This window comes from Streptomyces sp. NPDC048419 (genome assembly GCF_043200415.1).
Classification (GTDB): Bacteria; Actinomycetota; Actinomycetes; order Streptomycetales; family Streptomycetaceae; genus Streptomyces.
In genome coordinates this window covers 70,876-87,616 of the sequence record NZ_JBICXT010000011.1, presented here as the reverse complement: position 1 = coordinate 87,616, position 16,741 = coordinate 70,876, and the positions used below count along the sequence as shown (strand labels likewise).

Sequence of the window (16,741 nt, the reverse complement as noted above, 5' to 3'; positions counted from 1 at the left end):
GCGTGATCGATATCAGCGAGTCCGTGATGCAGGTCCTTCTGGCGTTGATCGTCGTCGTGCCGCTCCTCGGCGCGCTCGCCGCTCTCCTGCCGGCCCCGCCCGGGCTGAAGGGGAAGTCGCCCGAGCAGGCCGTGCTGCGGCACGGCGTGACAGTGACCGGCGTGGTCCTCATCGCCGCGATCGTCCTCGCGCTCGGCTTCGACCACGACCATCCGTCGAAGATGCAGGCCACGACCGACATCAGCTGGATCCCCGCACTCGACGTGCGGATCCACCTCGGCATCGACGGCATCTCCCTCCCCCTTCTGGTCCTGACCGCGCTGCTGACCTTCCTCTGCGCGCTCTACTCGTACTTCAAGATGCCCGCGGGCCCGACCCCGAAGGCCTTCGTCGCACTGCTGCTCGTCCTGGAGTCCGGCACCCTCGCGACCTTCGCCGTCCTCGATCTGCTGCTGTTCTTCCTCGCGTTCGAGATGGTGCTCATCCCGATGTACTTCCTCATCGCCCGCTGGGGCGGCGAGGGCAGGACCCGGGCCGCCTGGCGGTTCATCCTCTACACGCTGCTCGGTTCGGTCGTCATGCTGCTCGGCCTGCTCCTGATCGGGATCAAGGCCGGCACATTCGACATGGTGGCACTCGCCACTGACAACGGCCGGTCGCTGACCTCGTCCGTGCAGGTCATCGCCGTTCTGGCGATCGGGCTCGGGCTCGCGGTCAAGACGCCGATGTGGCCGCTGCACAGCTGGCTGCCCGACGCTCACACCTCCGCGCCGACCGTCGGCTCGGTCCTGCTGGCGGGTGTCCTGCTGAAGATGGGTACGTACGGTTTCGTCCGGATTCTCCTGCCGATCGCGCCGGACGGCTTCCACACCTTCGCGCCCTACCTCGCCGCATTCGCCGTCGTCGGGATCATCTACGGATCGCTGGCCTGCCTGGCCCTCGCCAAGCAGGGAGCGAAGGGCGACCTGAAGCGGCTCATCGCCTACTCCTCCGTCGGCCACATGGGCTTCGTCCTGCTCGGCATCGCGACCATGACGCCGACCGGCGTGAACGGCGCACTGTTCGCCAACATCGCCCACGGCCTCATCACTGGCCTGCTCTTCTTCCTGGTCGGCGCGCTGAAGGACCGCACGGGCACGACCGACCTCGACACCCTCGCCGACAAGACCGGCGCCGCGCTCTACGGCAAGGCCCCCCGCCTCGGCGGGCTGATCGCCTTCGGCGCGGTCGCCTCGCTCGGCCTGCCGGGCCTGGCCGGCTTCTGGGGCGAGATGCTGGCAATGTTCGGCGCGTTCGATCCGGCCGCCGACCTCAGCCGCCCCGCCTTCCTCACCTTCATGTCGATCGCGGCCTTCGGCACGCTCCTGACGGCCGCGTACATGCTCGTCGTGGTCCGCCGCGTCTGCATGGGTGCCGCACCGCAGGAAGCACCGCAGCTCGCCGACGTCCACGCGTACGAGTTCGCGGCCTGGACCCCGCTCGTCGCCCTCACCGTCGTCGCCGGGCTGTGGCCCAGGACCCTCCTCGGCCTGACCGACCCGGCCGTCCAGCAGCTCCTCGCAGGAGGCACCCGATGAGCTCCCTGGCCCAGCCGCTGGCCGCGAACCTCGTCCAGTCCGTCGACTGGCTCGCCGTCGCGCCGCCGACGATCGCCGCCGTGGTGGCGCTCCTGGTCCTCGTCGCCGACCTGTTCGTGCCCGAGTCGCGCAAGCCCCTCCTCGGCTGGACCTCCGTCGCGGGCCTGGCCGCCGCCGGGCTGATGCTCCTGCCGCTGCTGGACGGCGACCGCAGCACCTTCTGCGTGCACGGCACGCACGCGTGCAGCTACACGGCCGACCGGTTCACCCTCGTCATCCAGCTCCTGGTGCTCGGCGGCGCCCTCCTCGCCGCCCTGCTGTCGGTGACCGCCCTGAAGGACGCCGACAAGCAGCTTCCCGAAGGGGAGTACTGGTTCCTGCTGCTGTCCTCCGCGGCCGGCGCCGCCCTGCTGCCCGCCTCCCGCGACCTCGCGACCCTGATCGTCGCCCTGGAGGTCGCCTCCCTGCCCGCCTTCGCGCTCGTCGGGCTCCGGTACGGCGACAAGAAGTCCTCCGAGGCGGCCCTGAAGTTCTTCCTGTCGTCGGTCACCGCGACCGCCGTCAGCCTCATGGGCATCAGCTTCGTGTACGCCTCCACGGGCACCCTCTACCTCACCCAGGTCGCCGGCCGCATCCAGCACGTCGACGGACAGCTGCACACGCTCGCCCAGACCGGAGTGGTCCTCACCCTGGTCGGCTTCGCCTTCAAGACGGCCGCCGTGCCCTTCCACTTCTGGGTCCCGGACACCTACGTGGGGGCGCCCCTGCCGATCGCCGCCTTCCTCTCGGTCGTCGGCAAGGCGGTCGGCTTCTCCGGCCTGATCCTCGTCACCGTCGTCGCGTTCCCGTCGTACGCCGACGTCTGGGGCCCCGCGCTCGCCGCCCTGGCCGCGTTCACCATGACAGTCGGCAACGTCGGCGCCCTGCGTCAGCAGGCCACGCGCGCGTACAGCGCGGTACGGCTGCTGGCCTGGTCGTCGGTGGGCCAGGCCGGCTACCTTCTCGTGCCGATCGCCGCGGCCGCCTACTCCGACGACGCCGAGCGCTCCATCGGCTCCACGGTCGCCTACGCCCTCATGTACGCGGCGGTGAACCTCGGAGCCTTCGCCGTCGCCGCAGTGGTGGGCCGCACCAGGACCGCGAACCGCATCACGGACTACCGCGGCCTCTACGCGACGAACCCGCTCGCCGCCCTGCTGATGGCGTTCTTCCTGCTCTGCCTGGCCGGACTGCCCCCGGGCATCATCGGCCTCTTCGCCAAGGTCACCGTGTTCTCGGCGGCGGTCGACGCGGGACTCGGCTGGCTGGCCGTGCTCATGGCCGTCAACGTCGTGATCGCCCTCTTCTACTACCTTCAGTGGACGGCGCTGCTGTTCCGCGCCCCCGAGGGCGAACCCGTCAAGCACCGGCTCCCGGCGCCCCTCACCGCGGCCATCACCCTCACCGGCGTTCTCGCCGTCGCCCTCTCCGGAGCACCCCAGCTGATCCTGCGCTTCGCCGACACGACCCTCTTCTGAGATCTCCGGCCGAGCACCTCGGCCGCCCGGACCGCCGTCACCCGCTCGGCCGAGGCGGGGCGCCGAACGCACAAGGGAACTAGTGACCCTCGCCTGGCGTTGACCAGTGCGGGAGGGTCCACTGGACGTGAAATCACGGCACCGGTGGTACCCGAGACAGCAAGCAAGCTCCGTAAGCAAAGGGTTCCCCTGCTGCACCACTTGGAGGGCGTACCGTGCACCGCCGGCACAACGGGCTAAGGACCGCAGTACTCCTCGGAGGATTGTCCGCCCTCATCATCGTCATCGGCAGTTTCTTCGGCCGCATGGGGCTCGTCGTCGCGGTTGTGATCGCACTGGGCACGAACGCGTACGCGTACTGGAACAGCGACAAGCTGGCGCTGCGCGCGATGCGTGCCCGGCCGGTCAGCGAGTTCGAGGCCCCCGCTCTCTATCGCATGGTCCGCGAGCTCTCCACCCAGGCCCGCCAGCCCATGCCCAGCCTGTACATCTCGCCGACGGAGGCACCCAACGCCTTCGCGACGGGCCGCAACCCGCGCAACGCCGCCGTGTGCTGCACGGAAGGCATCCTGCGCCTCCTTGACGAGCGCGAACTGCGCGGCGTGATCGGCCACGAGCTGAGCCACGTCTACAACCGCGACATCCTCATCTCGTCGGTCGCCGGCGCCCTGGCCTCCGTGATCATGTTCCTGGTCAACTTCGCCTGGCTGATCCCCGTGGGCCGCTCGAACGACGACGACGGCCCGGGCATTTTCGGCATGTTGATGATCATGATCCTGGGCCCGCTCGCGGCCAGCCTCATCCAGCTGGCCATCAGCCGCTCCAGGGAGTACGAGGCAGACGCGTCCGGCGCCCAGCTGACCGGCGATCCGATCGCGCTCGCCAGTGCGCTGCGCAAGCTCGAAGCGGGCACCAAGCAGTTGCCGTTGCCGCCCGAGCCGCGCATCGAAACCGCCAGCCATATGATGATCGCGAATCCCTTCCGCCCGGGGCAGGGACTGTCCAAGATGTTCTCGACACACCCGCCGATGGCAGAGCGCATCGCCCGGCTCGAGAAGATGGCAGGTCGTCAGCAGTGAAAACCATCCTGAACGTCATTTGGCTCGTCCTGAGCGGCTTCTGGCTGTTCCTCGGATACCTGGCCGCGGGCCTCCTGCTGTGCATCACGATCATCGGGATCCCGTTCGGCATCGCCGCGTTCCGCATCGGCGTCTACGCCCTGTGGCCCTTCGGGTACACGACGGTCGAGCGCCGAGACGCCGGTGCGCCCTCCTGCATCGGCAACGTCCTGTGGCTGGTCCTCGCGGGCTGGTGGCTGGCGCTCGCGCACATCGTCACCGGCATCGCCCTGTGCGTCACGATCATCGGGATCCCGTTCGGCATCGCCAACTTCAAGCTGATCCCGGTCTCGCTGCTGCCGCTCGGCCGCGAAATCGTGCGGACGGACGAGCCGTTCGCGGCTCGCTGACCGACCGCGGTGAAGGCTGGACGAAGCACCGGCTTTTCCACAGTCCGGTGGTTGTCCACAGGCCGGCCCGAATGTCAGTGGCGCCTTGCATCATGAACCCATGAGCGAGAACGAGCAGTTGCTGGCGCGGGTCGCGGCCAAGGCACGCAGCACCCGTCCATGGGGCTGGCCTTCACTGCCCGAGCCGGCCGACGCGTCGATCCTGGCCCGTGCCGAGGCCGCCCTGGGCTTCGCCCTGCCTCCCCTGCTCGCCGATCTCTATCTGCGCATAGGCGACGGCGGATTCGGCCCGGAGTACGGCCTGTTGCCCCTGCTCGACAGCCCGCCCGCCGGCGAGCCCGCCGCCGTCGCGCAGTACCTCGCCAACCGCGAGAGCGGCCGCAAGGATCCCGACTGGCCCTGGCCCGAGGGCGTCCTGCCGATATCCCACTGGGGCTGCGCGATGTACGCATGCGTGGACTGCCGCGCCCCCGAGGCCCCCGTCCTGCTCTTCGAGCCGAACGCCGACGAGTCCGACCACGCCTGGTACGTCGACGCCCCCAGCCTCACGGCCTGGCTGAGCACCTGGTTGGACGGCACGGGCTGGTACGAGGAGACGAACGAGGAGCTGGAGATGGCCCCTTGGGCCGATTTCCGCATACGCACGGAGACACGGCGAGCGTCCTAGTCCTGCGCGACGCCGTCCGCCGCGACGCCGTCCACCGCGGCTCCCGCGACGCCGCGGCGACTGCGGTCAGCCCGCCGTAGTTCACCGCGGTCAGCGCGACCACGGCTGCGACCGCCACGGCGTGCGCCTGCCCGGGCCAGACGTAGGCCTCCACAGAGAGCGCCATCGCCGCGCACGAGGCGGTCTTGCCGACCACGAACGACCAGCCCGCGAGGTAGCCCAGAACGGGCCGAGGCGTTCGCGCCCGTACCCGTACGTGCAGCCCGAGGCCGGATACAGGGCGGCCAGGCGTGCCGAGGCGAGGGCGTTGCAGTCGGCGACGACCGCGGCCATGGCGAGGCCGAGCAACAGCCCGGACCCGGCCGCCCGCGCCGCGGGTCCCAGGGCGGCGAAGATGCCCGCCCCGATCATCGAGCGAGCCCGAAGACCACCGCGTCGCCGGCGCCGAGTGTGCGCCGCAGCCCTGGGGCGGCACCGGTCGGTGTCATGGCCCGCACACCACTGATCACTGCAACCGGACAGCGCCGTCGTGACGTCCTGTTCATCGAAAGGGCAGGCACGAGGCGCGAAGCGCAGCGGATCTTGACCGAATGCACACTGTCCGGAAAGTGCATGCACAGCGCGGAAGGGCAGGTTGAGGGCATGACCATCATCAGCTGGATCATCCTGGGGCTGTTGGCCGGAGCCATCGCCAAGTTCCTGCTGCCGGGCCGGGACCCGGGCGGCTTCATCGGTACGACCCTCATAGGCGTCGCGGGCGCGTTCATCGGCGGCTGGATCTCGTCGCGCTGGCTGGACCACCCCATCGCCAAGAGCTTCCACGACGGAGCGACCTGGGCCGCTGCGATCGGCGGTTCGCTGGTCCTGCTGATCGCGTACCGCATCCTGTTCGGCAACTCGCGCAACTGAGCACGCCCCCGACTGCGGCCAGCAGCAAGGAGGGTGGGCGTCGACGGGCGACCACCCTCCGCCGGCCACCGGTCCCCGCCGCGCCCGGTCCCTGATCGCCGGCCACCTCGATTCGTGCACACTTCCCGGCGGAGCGGTGGGGCATGTGCTTTTTGACGGATGCGGGAGTCACACGGGTCCTCGTGTGGAAGCATTTCGTCAACGGGGAGGTGGGTTCGCGGGCCCGGTACCTGTACAGGGCGGAGCCGCGGGCACAGGTATGCAGTCAGAAGACTCCGCACGGCACGACCCTTCAGTCATGGCACCGAGCAGGCCCGGGTCCGTACTGTCACCGCTGCTGTTCACCGACGGTGTCCTCGACCCCGGGGCGTGCGGGGACCGGCGGACCCATGACGTCCTGAGAGCGGCGTCCGAGCGGGCGTCCGAGCGGCTGAGGCCCGGCGACGTGCTGTTCGCCGTGCTGGCCGGCCGGGACCCGGCGGTGCTGCCCGCGCTGGAGGCGGCGCTCGCCGAGGGTGCCGCACCGCAGCACCTCATGGAAGCGATCGACGTCTACGACCCGCCCGGCACGGCCTACGGCTTCGACGGTTCGCCCGGCCGTATCGCCCCGGAACTGACGGCGGCGTTCGCCGACTTCGCCGCGGAGTACGCCGGTCACGCCGACAAGACGGCCGCCGCTCCCACGTCCACGTCCGCGTCGTCGCCCGGCCTCCGCGAGGTGACCCTCGAACTGCTCCTGGCCTGTGTGCTCGAGCATCCGGACGAGCAGGACCGGCAGTTCCTGGGCGAGGTACTGGACCTGCCCCGGGCCGCCGAGGCGTTACGGCAGCGGGCGCGGGTCCAACTGGAGCCGCTGCCCGAGCTGTTCGACGAGAACTCGGGGCGGCTGCGGTCGGAGGAGTTCACGGCGGACGTCTGGTCCGTCCTGGAGCGGGCCGCCGAGCGGGCCGCCGAACTGGGCTACGACCGGCTGCTGCCACCGCACTGTCTGCTCGCCCTGCTCGGCGAGACCGAGGGCCTCGCGGAGCGGCTGCTCAGACTCCAACTGCCCCCGCAGATCGGCCTGGTGAAGGCCACGGAGATCATCACCGCGGCCTTCCGGCTCTCGGAGCGGGGCCGCCCGGCGCCACCGCGTCTGCACCGCGACGAATGCGGCGACGCCTTCCACACCCTGCTGCTCGCGTCCCGCCGCACGGCCGCGCTCTGGGACGCCGACCGGATCGACACCCCGCACCTGCTGGCCGCACTCCTCGACGACCCCTCGCCCCGGCTGACCGGGGTCCTGCGCGCGGACCCGCTGCGCCTCGATCCGGACCGGTTGCGGGCCCACGTACGGGAGGTGCTGCAGGAGTCGCGCAGCACCACTCCTCGCGAGACGGCGTACACGCTGCCCGCGTTCCTGCCGCCCTCCGAGGACCTCACCTGGCTCGCCCGCACCGGCGGCATCACACCGGCCTGCCACCTCGACGGGTACTTCGATCCGCTGTGCCGGGCGCTGCACCGGACCGAGAACAACCATGTGCTGATCACCGGCCTGCCGGGCGTGGGCACCACGACGCTGCTGCGCGAGCTGGCCCGGCGGGCGGCGGCGGGGGAGATCCCGTTCCTGCGGCGCAAGCGGTTCCTGCGGGTCGACTGCCGTGACGTAGCGGCCGAGAAGAGCGGCGACCAGCTCGCCGCGCTGGTGGCGCAGGTCTCCGGCCGCACCGACCTGGTCGTCTGCCTGGACGGGCTCGGGGGACTGCTGCGGGGCCCGCACGGAACCGACCATCTGCTCCAGTTGCGCCGGGCGCTCAAGGAACGCCGTATGCATCTGGTCGGCGCGCTGTCCGTGCACGACTACGACGACCTCGTCGCCGCCGACCACGCCCTGCAGGAGCTGACCACCCGGATCGAGATGAGGGAGCCGGACCGGGAGACGGCGTGCGACATGGCGCGTCTGGCGGCGGACGGGCTGACCGAGGAGTTCGGCATCCCGGCCGAGGACCACGCGGTGGGCCGGGCGGTGCTGCTGGCGGGCGAGTTCATCCAGCACCAGCGGCTGCCGCTGTCCGCGGTCCGGGTGCTCGGCCGCGCCTTCGAGGACCTGCACTACGCCCGGACCCAGCAGGGCGACGAGCGCGAGGCGGTGACCCAGGCGGAGGTCGTCGACGCGGTCGCGGAGCTGTCCCGCGTGCCGCGCGGCCAGATCGCGGGGACGGGCGAGGACGGCATCGACTACGAGGCGGCGCTCACCGCCCAAGTGGTCGGTCAGGAAAGGGCGGTGCGGACCGTCGCCGGCGAGCTGCGGCGCATCAAGGCGGGCCTGGCGGACACCTCGGGACCGGCGTCCGTGCTGCTGTTCGCCGGGCTGACCGGGGTCGGCAAGACCGAGCTGGCCAAGGCGGTCGCGGATCTCTACTCGGCGTCCAAGCGGCTGCAGACCTACACCATGGGGAACTTCACCGAGCCGCACAGCGTGGCCAGCATCCTCGGCTCGCCGCCCGGCTACGCGGGGTTCGACCGCGGCGGCCGGCTCATCGGGGAGCTCAACGCCGATCCGTACTGCGTGGTCCTGCTCGACGAGGCGGAGAAGGCGCACCCCGAGGTGCTGCGCCCCTTCCTCAACCTCTTCGACGAGGGCTGGATCACCGATCAGCGCGGGGAGAAGGCGCACGGCGACCGCGCGATCTTCATCCTCACCACGAACGCCGGGCAGGAGGTCATCTCACGGATGGGCCCGGACAGCGCCGACGAGGACATCTCCAAGGCCGTCCGCGAGCGCCTCGCCGAGGTGCGGCACCGGCAGGGGGAGCCGGTCTTCACACCGGAGTTCCTGGCCCGTATCCGCGAGATCGTCGTCTTCCGCCAGCTCGACCGGGCGGCCATGCACGGCATCGGGCGCAAGATCCTGAACCAGTGGCAGGAACGCTGGCGTCAGCGCCGGGAGAAGGAGCTGGTCGTCTCGGCGGAGCTGCTGGACCGGGCGGCGGAGCTGGGTCACCGGCTCGACCGCGAGGCCCGGGGCCGGGAGGGCGGGCGGGTGATGCGGCGGATCCTCACGGACTGGGTGGACAACCCGGCCCTCGCGGCGGCCGAGGCGAGTCCGCAGGAGTACCGCGCGTGCGGCCGGGTCGTGGTCGGCCTCTCCCGGACCGGTCCGGCGGACGTCGCCCTCGGTACGGGGACACCCGGCACAGAGGTCCGATTCCTTCCCCCGGAACCGCGAGCGGGCTCCGAAGTGTCGTATGCGGAAGGGGAGTTGCCCGATCCCGGACCGTTGACCGATCCCGGACCGGAGAGGAGTGCGTGAGGCGTGATCCCGACCGATGAGTCCGGCATGCGGGGTCTGACCGGCAGGACGGTCGACGGCCGCTACGTACTGCGCGACTGGCTGGGCGGGGGCGGCTTCGGCGCGGTCTACCGCAGCGAGCAGTACATCCTCGGCAATCCGGTGCGCCAGGTGGCGTGCAAGCTGTCCCGGCGCACGGGCATCACCGAGGCGACGGCCGCCGACCTGTTCGCCGACGTGCTGCTGCTCGCGGAGGCGATGGGCACGATGGCCGACACCGAGGCTCGCCACCATCTGGTGCACGTCTACGACGGCGGGCTGGCCCGCGACCTGGGCGGCAGGGCCTTCCTGGTCATGGAGTACGTGCAGGGGAGCACCCTCGCCGCCGAGTTCGCCAGGCTCCAGCGGGTGCCCGCACGGCTCATGGTCAAGTGGGCCCGGCAGATCTGCCTGGCGCTGCGCGGGCTGCACGGCCTGGTCCCGCCCCTGCTGCACCGCGACCTCAAACCGGACAACGTCCTGCTGGGCACGGACCGTTCGGTCCGGCTGATCGACTTCGGGCTCGCCGCCCGCATGCTGGACGGCGGCATGGTCCCGGGCACGGCCGGCACCATCCAGTACATGGCGCCGGAGACGGCGGCGGGGGCGAGCGTGCCCGCCTCCGACCTCTACTCGCTGGGCCTGCTGATGTACGAGGGCCTCACCGGCCGGCACGCCTACGACCACCTGGTTCCGCCGCTGTCACTGCCCGGGCGGGCGCACGGGGAGTGGCTGCAGGAGCAGAAGCTCAAGGCTCTGCCCGTCCCGCCGTCCGCGCTCAACAACTCGGTCCCGCCGGAACTCGACGCGCTGGTCCTGCGCTGTCTGGAGGTAAGGCCCGCCCGCCGCTTCCGGGGCGCGGGCGAGGTGATGGCCGCCCTGGACGCGCTGCCGGAGGCCAGGCCGGCGGCCGCCGTGGCCTCCGCACGGCCGACGGCGCCGCCCGGGACCCGCGAGCTCGCCGAGGCGCGGCGGGCGCGGACGGAGGGCAGGGCGGCGCAGGCCGTGTCGCTGCTGCGGCCGCTGGCCGAGGACGGCCGCGCGGCGCGCGACCTCTTACCGTCCGTGCTGGCCGAGCTGGCGGAGGCGCTGGAGCAGCAGGGGACGTACGACGACGCCGCCGCGCACTGGGCGAAGGCGCACGACCTGGTCCGGGCGGGCGCCCGGATGTCGGACGGGACGGTCCGCGCCGACCTGGCCCGGCGCGCGGAGCGGGCGTTCCGGCAGGCGGGCAACCGCTTCCAGGCCGACCACTTCGCCCGGCTGTCCGGCGGCGAGCAGGGCCGGGGGTGACGGATGCAGCCGCAGCGGTCGGTCCGCAACAACCTCACCTTCCTGGGACGGCTGGAGAACGCCTGGGCGGCCGGCCTCGCCGACAGCGACGCCGGCCGGGGACTGACCCGGCTGCGCGAACTGCTGCCGCGCTTCGAGGAGCGGCCGGAGCAGACGGCCGGCTTATGGCTGTCGTTCCAGGAGTCCCTGCTGAACGGCCCGTTCCTGCCGTTGCTCGAGGAGGCCGACCTCGACCGGCTGCGGGACCTCGGCGCGAGCATGGCCGGCACCGCACAGACCGGACTCCAGCAGTCCTGGTTCCCGCTGGCCGGAGCGGTCGCGGCCCGCGACCGCTCCGGTGACCGGCGGTGGGCCGAGGACCTGCTGACGCGGCTCTACCGTTCCGACCGAGCCTTCGAGGAGGCCCGCGTCGGCGCAGCGGCCACGCTCGCCCGCTGGGGCGCGGACGGCGACGCCCCACTCGATGTGTACGCCGACCTGCTGGCCCGCCACGCACGGCCGCCGCAGGAGGTGGTCGACCAGGTCGTGGGACTGCTCGCGGCGGGTTTCGCCGACCCGGCGCAACGGATCGGGCGCGCGGAGGAGCTGGCCCGGCGGCTTGCGGCCACTCGCCCCCTGCCCGGCGTCGAGCGGACACTCGGCTACGGCGAACTGCTGCTGCACGACCGGCCGGCCGAGGCCGCGGAGCGCTTCGAGACAGCCCTGCGGGCCGACCCGAACGACGCGTCGGCGCTGCACGGACTGCTGTCCGCGCGGCTGCACTCCGGCGAGTTCACCCGGGCGGCCGGCGCGGCGGCGGGCCGGGGCCACCTGCTCACCCCGCGCGCGGCCCAACTGCTCGACCTGTGCCGGATGCTGGCCTGGCTGGAGGAGGTACCCGGCGCGGCCGGCGACCAGGTGCCGCCCCCGCTGACGGCCGGTCTGCTCGCCGCGACCGAGCACGGCCCCGACACCGGGCCCTGGCACCCGTACGCGCTCGGGCGGGCGTATCTGCTGGAGGGCGACCATGTGCGCGCCCGGCAGCACCTGGTGCCGCTGGCCGAGAGGCTGCCCGGGCGGGCCGACATCGCCTACCACGCGGCCTGGGCGCAGCTGCTCGGCGGGGAGCCGGACGCGGCCGCCGAGCGCTGCCTCGACCGGCTGGGCCGGCCCGGCGGCTGGGCCCTGGTCTGCCTGCTGCTCGACGCCGACCCCGACCTGGCGCTGCCCGGCGACCGTTCCGCCGAGCTCGCCGCCGAAGCCGGAGGGCTCGCCCCGCTCGCGCAGGCGCGGCTGCGCATGACCGCCGGATGGCGGCCGCCCGCCCTGCCCGAGTGGGACGGGCTGGACACGCGGGGCGCCGGACTGCCGTACCTGCTTGAGGCGTTGCGCACGATGCTCGGCGTCGAGATCGCGCGCGGGCGCCCGGAGGCCGCCCAGCGGCTCACCTGGCTGCCGCTGTTCAGACGGCTCCCGCACGCCGAACGCCTGCTGTGGCACGGTGTGCTGGCCCTGCCCGGGGACCCGGAGCGGGCCCGCGAACTGCTCCACACGGCGCGCGACCGGGGCCGCGACCGGGCCGGGGTGCTCCTGGCGGTGCTGGAGCTGCGGGCCGGCCGCACCGCGGACGTGACGGCACTGCTGCACGGCGTACGAGGCCGTAAGGCGGAACTCCTGCGGGCGCAGGCGGAGATGCTCGAGGGCAGGAACGATGCCGCCGGAGAACGGCTGACCGCTCTGGTGCGGCGCGGCCTGCCCCGGGCCCGGCACGCCGCCGGGGTGCTCGGGCTGCGGCAGGCCGCCGTGTACTGGGCGGCCGGCCGGGCGGACGAGGCCGTGCGGTACGCGGAGCAGGCGGCGGCCCGGCTCACCGACGCGGCGGTCACCGGGGCTGACGCCCTGCCACCGGTGCCCGACGAGGCCCCGGCGCTGTCCCGGGCCGCCCGCCTGCTGGCCGAGCGCGCCGCCCGCCCCGGCACCGGCCCCTCGCCCTGGCGGGCCGTACGGCACCGGGCACGCACCGGCCGGCTCCTCGGCTTCTCCCAGCTGCTGGCCGAACCCCAGCACGTCGAGCCGGTCCTGGCGGAGGCGCTGACGGAGTGGACCGGCCGTGGCCAGGCCGGGCCGCTCGCCGCCGCCCTGGCCCGCAGCCGCGCCCTGGCCGCCGACCCGGACACCAGGTCGGAACTGGCCGCGGCGCTCGCCCACTTGGCCGAGCTGCACCCCGTCCCCGAGGTCCGTCGCGCGGCCCTGACCACGGCCCGCCTCGCCGCGCTGTCCACGGGAGTGGAGCCGGACACCGCGGACCAGGCCGGAGTCGATCCGGTCCTCGCCCTGGAGGCGGCCCTGCCCGCACTCGCAACCGGCCGCCACGACGCGGCCGTACGCCTGCTGCGGGCGGCCGCGGCGGACCATGCGAGCGGGCCCCCGCCCCTGAACGGCCGGACGGAACGGGCCGTGCGGGTACGGGAGGACGCTTCGGTGGGTGGCAACGGATCCGCTCCGGTGGGTGGCAACGAATCCGCTTCGGTGGGTGGCAACGAATCCGCTCCGGTGGGTGGCAACGAATCCGCTCCGGTGGGTGGCAACGAATCCGCTCCGGTGAGTGGCAACGGATCCGCAAGGTCCGAAGCGCCGGCGGACAGGGACGGTCGCGTCCCCTCCGCCACGCCGCTCGCCGGGCAGGTCGTCCCGCCCCGTACGCCGGATGACGGCGCAGGCCCCGAGGAGGCGCGGGCCCGGCGGGTCGCCGGCTTCCTCGCCGCGGCGCTGGAGGGGGACCCGCCCGACGGGGAACCGCCTGCCGACGGTGTGCCGGGGCTCGCGGCGCCGTTGCTCGTCGCCCGGGCCGCCGGACTCGTACGCACCGACGCGCCGCGGGCCGCCGACGTCCTCACCCGGGCCCTGGCCGAGCACGACGTGGCGGGGCTCGTGGACCTGGGCCGCGCCCTGCCCGCCCTGTGCGCCCGGGTGGCGCGGGGCAAGCGGGGCGGCGGCTCGGCCGACGCGCTCAGGGCCGCCGTACGACGGCAGGCCGCCGACGCGGCGGACGCCGACGGCGCCGCCCTGCTGACCCTGGTGCGGTGTGCCGCGGTCGTCGGCGACCACGACACCGCCGGGGACCTGTGGCGGCGGGCGCTGCTGCAGGCGCCCGAGGCGGGCGAGGAGTACGGCGCCTATCTCTGCCATCGAGCGGTGGCGGCGTACGCGGACGGGGACCGGACCGGCGCGCTGGAACTGCTGCGCAAGGCGGCCCCGCTGCTGCCCGCGGACGACCCCGTGCACGCCGAGACGGCGGCCCTGGAGCGGGACGACCGCGTCGACGCCCTCCTCGCGGTCTTGTTGCCCGACGCGGTCGCGGGCCTCGAACGCCGGGGACGCTACCGCCTGCTCGAGGACCTCGCGGCCGGCCGCCCGGCGCTGTGGAGGGCCCTGGGGGAGGACGACGAGCCGGTCACCGTAAGCGAGTTGGACCGCTGCCTCGGCAACCACGGCCAGGACATCCCGCTGGCGCACGTCTTCGCCGCGGTCTACCGGGAGGCGGCCCTCGGCGCCGTGGCCCGCACCGGGACCGCCGGACCCGAACTGGTCTCCGCGACCGCCCTGTGGACCCTGCTGCTGGCTCACCCCGGCTTCTGGCAGGAGACAGGCACGCCCGACGCGGACATCGCCCAGCTGCGCAGGGAACTCGCCGACGAGCTGCTGGAGTTGCACCGCACCCACGGCGCGCGCTGCCTGGACCGGCAGGAGGAGAAGGCCGCCCGGATGCATCTGCGCTGCCTGGAAGCCGTACGGGACGGTCCCACCGCCGTCCGCGGGCTGCTCGCCGACGGGCCGCTCGGCTTCGTCGCCCCGGCCGACGTCGACGAGGAGCTGTTCGCCCAGATCGCCGCGCGGGCCGGCGTCCTGCTGGACGAATGGGCCACCGAGCTGGTGCGCACCGCGACCCGGCGCGTCGACGACCCCGCGGCCCTGAAGCGGCTCCCGCGCGGCATCGACGGCGACTACGAGGCGGGCATCGAGATGCTCAACACCGCCGTCCGGCAGGGCTTCGCGCCGACCTCCGTGCTGTGCACCGTGCTGGAGTGGCACAACAGGTGGCAGACCCGCCTGTACGAACTCGACGAGCGGGACCGGATGCGCGAGGTGGCACGCAAGGCCGCCCGTACCGCCGATCTGCTGGCCGAGCGCTCCACCGAGGGGCGCCCGTACGCGCGCGAGAACCAGGCGCTCGGCATGCACTTCGTCGACCGCGGCCTGCTGGAGAGGTCGACCGAGGACAGCGTCCGGCTCCTGGAGCGGGCCAAGGCATGGGACCCCGCCAACCCCAGCGTCGACAAACTGCTCGAACAGGCCCGCAGGGAGGCTCTGTTCGGCAAGGCGCTGGAGCACATCCGCGCCAAGCGCTACGAACGCGCCCTGGCCGAGCTGGACCGGATCCCGCGGAACGCGTCCACCCAGGACCTCCTCGACACCATGCGGGCCACCACCCTGATCAACCAGGGCTACGTCGACATGCGGCAGAGCCGGTTCGGCGAGGCCGAGGCCCGTATCCATGACGCCCGGGGCATCGCCGGCGCCATGCGTGCGGTGGACGGCAAGCTGCGCCAGGACGCCGAGCAGGCCCTGAAGGATGTCGCCAGGTCGCGCAATGCGCAGGGCGTCACCCTCGTCGAGCAGGCGATGGACCGCATCGGGAACCTCCCCGGCAGCGGCTTCGGGCCGACCCTGCGCGAGGAGACCGCCAACGTCCGCACCGCGATGCACCACTTCCGCGAGGCCCTGCGCATCGACCCCGATCTGACGGCGGCCCGGGACAACCTGTCCGCCGCCGAGGACATCATCAGGAGGCTCGGCCACTATGGCGACTACTGAACCCCCGCCCCGCGCCGGGGACTTGTACGGGCCCGGCGGCCTTGGGATGCGGCCATGACGGCGGCATCACGCAGGCCCAACCCCTTCCACGTACTGGCACTGCCGGTCGACGCCGACCGGCAGACCATCGTGGAACGCGGCGAGGACGGCCTGAAGACCGCGCCGGAGGCGGAGCGCGAACTGTACGACTGGGCCATGCGCGAGCTCATCGGCAACGAGCTCACCCGGCAACGCCACGCGCTCACCGAACCGCCGGGCACCGACTACCGGGGCCGGCGCTGGGACAAGTTCGCCCGCCGGCACCGCGCCGTCCCGGCCGGCCCGCGGGCACAGCCGCTCGGCCCGGACGACTTCGACGTCACCGAGGCCGTACGCAGAGTCCTGCGGGAACTGCTGCGGCCCCTTCCGGACGGCACCCACGCCGTCCTGGAGGACCGGTCGCCGGTGGCCGGCGACCCGGAACCCGACCTGGAGGTGGGCGATGTCCTCTTCGGCTGACCCGACTTCGGCCGAGCAGGAGACCGGCGGACGGCCGGACCCCGCGACGGTGGAGCCCACCGGGCCACCGGGCTGGGACGCGTTCGTCGAACGCCCGGTCCCCGAGGGGCTCGGCCAGGCCGTCCACCTTTCGCACGAACTGGCCGGAGTGCTCCAGCGCTCCCGCGACGACCTGGCCAAGGACCGCGGCAGAGCCGCGCAGGAGGCGGCCGCCGTCCTCGGCACCCTCTACGAACTGGCCGCCCTCACAGGCCAGTTGGAGCTGCAGCTGGCCCGCGCCGAGGCGCCGCTGGTGGAGGGTGGCAACAAACGCCTGCACGACCTGCTGCGCGTCCTGAAGAACCAGATGCTCGAAGAGCTGCGGCAGCGCGGCATCGAGGTGCGCGACCCGCTGGGCCGCGGCCACGACGAGGTGGCGGAGTGGGCGGACGTCGTCCACTGGCGCAGCGGCCCCCAGTTCACCGCCGAGGTGGTGGCGCAGACCATCGAGCCGGCCGTGTTCCACCACGGCCGCGAGGACGACGGGACGGACGACGACAAGGTCGTCCGGCGAGCCCGGGTGGTCATGGGCTGCCCCGAACCGGAAGCGCCGTAGACCCGGCACACGCCGCACCCGGCACACGCCGCACCCGGCACACACCGCACACG

General features: G+C 73.0%; 11 protein-coding genes and 1 pseudogene. 11 read left to right on the top strand and 1 reads right to left on the bottom strand.

The features are described 5' to 3' along the window. The first annotated feature begins 2 nt into the window (after positions 1 to 2). The 5 genes from ACGFYN_RS23250 (at position 3) to ACGFYN_RS23230 (ending at position 5,229) form a co-directional block, all read left to right on the top strand. Entirely contained in the window at positions 3 to 1,577 is a 1,575-nt protein-coding gene (locus tag ACGFYN_RS23250) for an NADH-quinone oxidoreductase subunit M (RefSeq protein WP_393867738.1), read from the top strand. Beyond that, a complete protein-coding gene (locus ACGFYN_RS23245; RefSeq protein ID WP_393867737.1) occupies positions 1,574 to 3,094 on the top strand; it encodes an NADH-quinone oxidoreductase subunit N in 1,521 nt (506 codons plus the stop codon). The genes ACGFYN_RS23250 and ACGFYN_RS23245 overlap by 4 nt, the downstream gene beginning before the upstream one ends. A 215-nt stretch (positions 3,095 to 3,309) precedes the next feature. Then, positions 3,310 to 4,173: a zinc metalloprotease HtpX gene (htpX, locus tag ACGFYN_RS23240; protein WP_393867736.1), complete on the top strand. Its 864-nt coding sequence runs from the start codon at positions 3,310 to 3,312 to the stop codon at positions 4,171 to 4,173. Beyond that, positions 4,170 to 4,562: a YccF domain-containing protein gene (locus ACGFYN_RS23235; RefSeq protein ID WP_393867735.1), complete on the top strand. Its 393-nt coding sequence runs from the start codon at positions 4,170 to 4,172 to the stop codon at positions 4,560 to 4,562. Before htpX ends, ACGFYN_RS23235 begins: the two co-directional genes overlap by 4 nt. Before the next feature lie 100 nt (positions 4,563 to 4,662). Next, a complete protein-coding gene (locus ACGFYN_RS23230) occupies positions 4,663 to 5,229 on the top strand; it encodes an SMI1/KNR4 family protein (protein ID WP_393867734.1) in 567 nt (188 codons plus the stop codon). Between the two features lie 43 nt (positions 5,230 to 5,272). On the opposite strand, the pseudogene ACGFYN_RS23225 reads toward ACGFYN_RS23230, so the two are convergent. After that, positions 5,273 to 5,717: pseudogene (locus ACGFYN_RS23225) on the bottom strand (amino acid permease); the annotation flags it as partial. A gap of 154 nt (positions 5,718 to 5,871) precedes the next feature. Here ACGFYN_RS23225 and ACGFYN_RS23220 point away from each other — a divergent pair. The 6 genes from ACGFYN_RS23220 to ACGFYN_RS23195 all read left to right on the top strand — a co-directional run bounded on the left by ACGFYN_RS23220 (position 5,872) and on the right by ACGFYN_RS23195 (position 16,688). After that, a complete protein-coding gene (locus ACGFYN_RS23220) occupies positions 5,872 to 6,138 on the top strand; it encodes a GlsB/YeaQ/YmgE family stress response membrane protein (RefSeq protein ID WP_393867733.1) in 267 nt (88 codons plus the stop codon). Positions 6,139 to 6,436: 298 nt separating this feature from the next. Continuing rightward, a complete protein-coding gene (locus ACGFYN_RS23215) occupies positions 6,437 to 9,430 on the top strand; it encodes an AAA family ATPase (RefSeq protein ID WP_393867732.1) in 2,994 nt (997 codons plus the stop codon). A gap of 3 nt (positions 9,431 to 9,433) precedes the next feature. After that, positions 9,434 to 10,741: a serine/threonine-protein kinase gene (locus ACGFYN_RS23210; RefSeq protein ID WP_393867731.1), complete on the top strand. Its 1,308-nt coding sequence runs from the start codon at positions 9,434 to 9,436 to the stop codon at positions 10,739 to 10,741. 3 nt (positions 10,742 to 10,744) lie between these two features. After that, positions 10,745 to 15,595: a hypothetical protein gene (locus ACGFYN_RS23205; RefSeq protein WP_393867730.1), complete on the top strand. Its 4,851-nt coding sequence runs from the start codon at positions 10,745 to 10,747 to the stop codon at positions 15,593 to 15,595. 54 nt (positions 15,596 to 15,649) lie between these two features. Beyond that, positions 15,650 to 16,093 (top strand): hypothetical protein, encoded by a 444-nt coding sequence (locus ACGFYN_RS23200; RefSeq protein ID WP_393867729.1) that lies wholly within the window; start codon positions 15,650 to 15,652, stop codon positions 16,091 to 16,093. Continuing rightward, positions 16,077 to 16,688 carry a hypothetical protein gene (locus ACGFYN_RS23195; RefSeq protein WP_393867728.1) on the top strand — a complete coding sequence of 204 codons (612 nt, stop codon included), beginning with the start codon at positions 16,077 to 16,079 and terminating at the stop codon, positions 16,686 to 16,688. The genes ACGFYN_RS23200 and ACGFYN_RS23195 overlap by 17 nt, the downstream gene beginning before the upstream one ends. The last annotated feature ends 53 nt before the right edge of the window (positions 16,689 to 16,741 follow it).

Bases quoted from the DNA above. Each gene is read 5' to 3' on its own strand.
- ACGFYN_RS23245 (WP_393867737.1), top strand. From the start codon at position 1,574: ATGAGCTCCCTGGCCCAGCCGCTGGCCGCGAACCTCGTCCAGTCCGTC.
- ACGFYN_RS23230 (WP_393867734.1), top strand. From the start codon at position 4,663: ATGAGCGAGAACGAGCAGTTGCTGGCGCGGGTCGCGGCCAAGGCACGC.
- ACGFYN_RS23220 (WP_393867733.1), top strand. From the start codon at position 5,872: ATGACCATCATCAGCTGGATCATCCTGGGGCTGTTGGCCGGAGCCATC.
- ACGFYN_RS23215 (WP_393867732.1), top strand. From the start codon at position 6,437: ATGGCACCGAGCAGGCCCGGGTCCGTACTGTCACCGCTGCTGTTCACC.
- ACGFYN_RS23205 (WP_393867730.1), top strand. From the start codon at position 10,745: ATGCAGCCGCAGCGGTCGGTCCGCAACAACCTCACCTTCCTGGGACGG.
- ACGFYN_RS23200 (WP_393867729.1), top strand. From the start codon at position 15,650: ATGACGGCGGCATCACGCAGGCCCAACCCCTTCCACGTACTGGCACTG.
- ACGFYN_RS23195 (WP_393867728.1), top strand. From the start codon at position 16,077: ATGTCCTCTTCGGCTGACCCGACTTCGGCCGAGCAGGAGACCGGCGGA.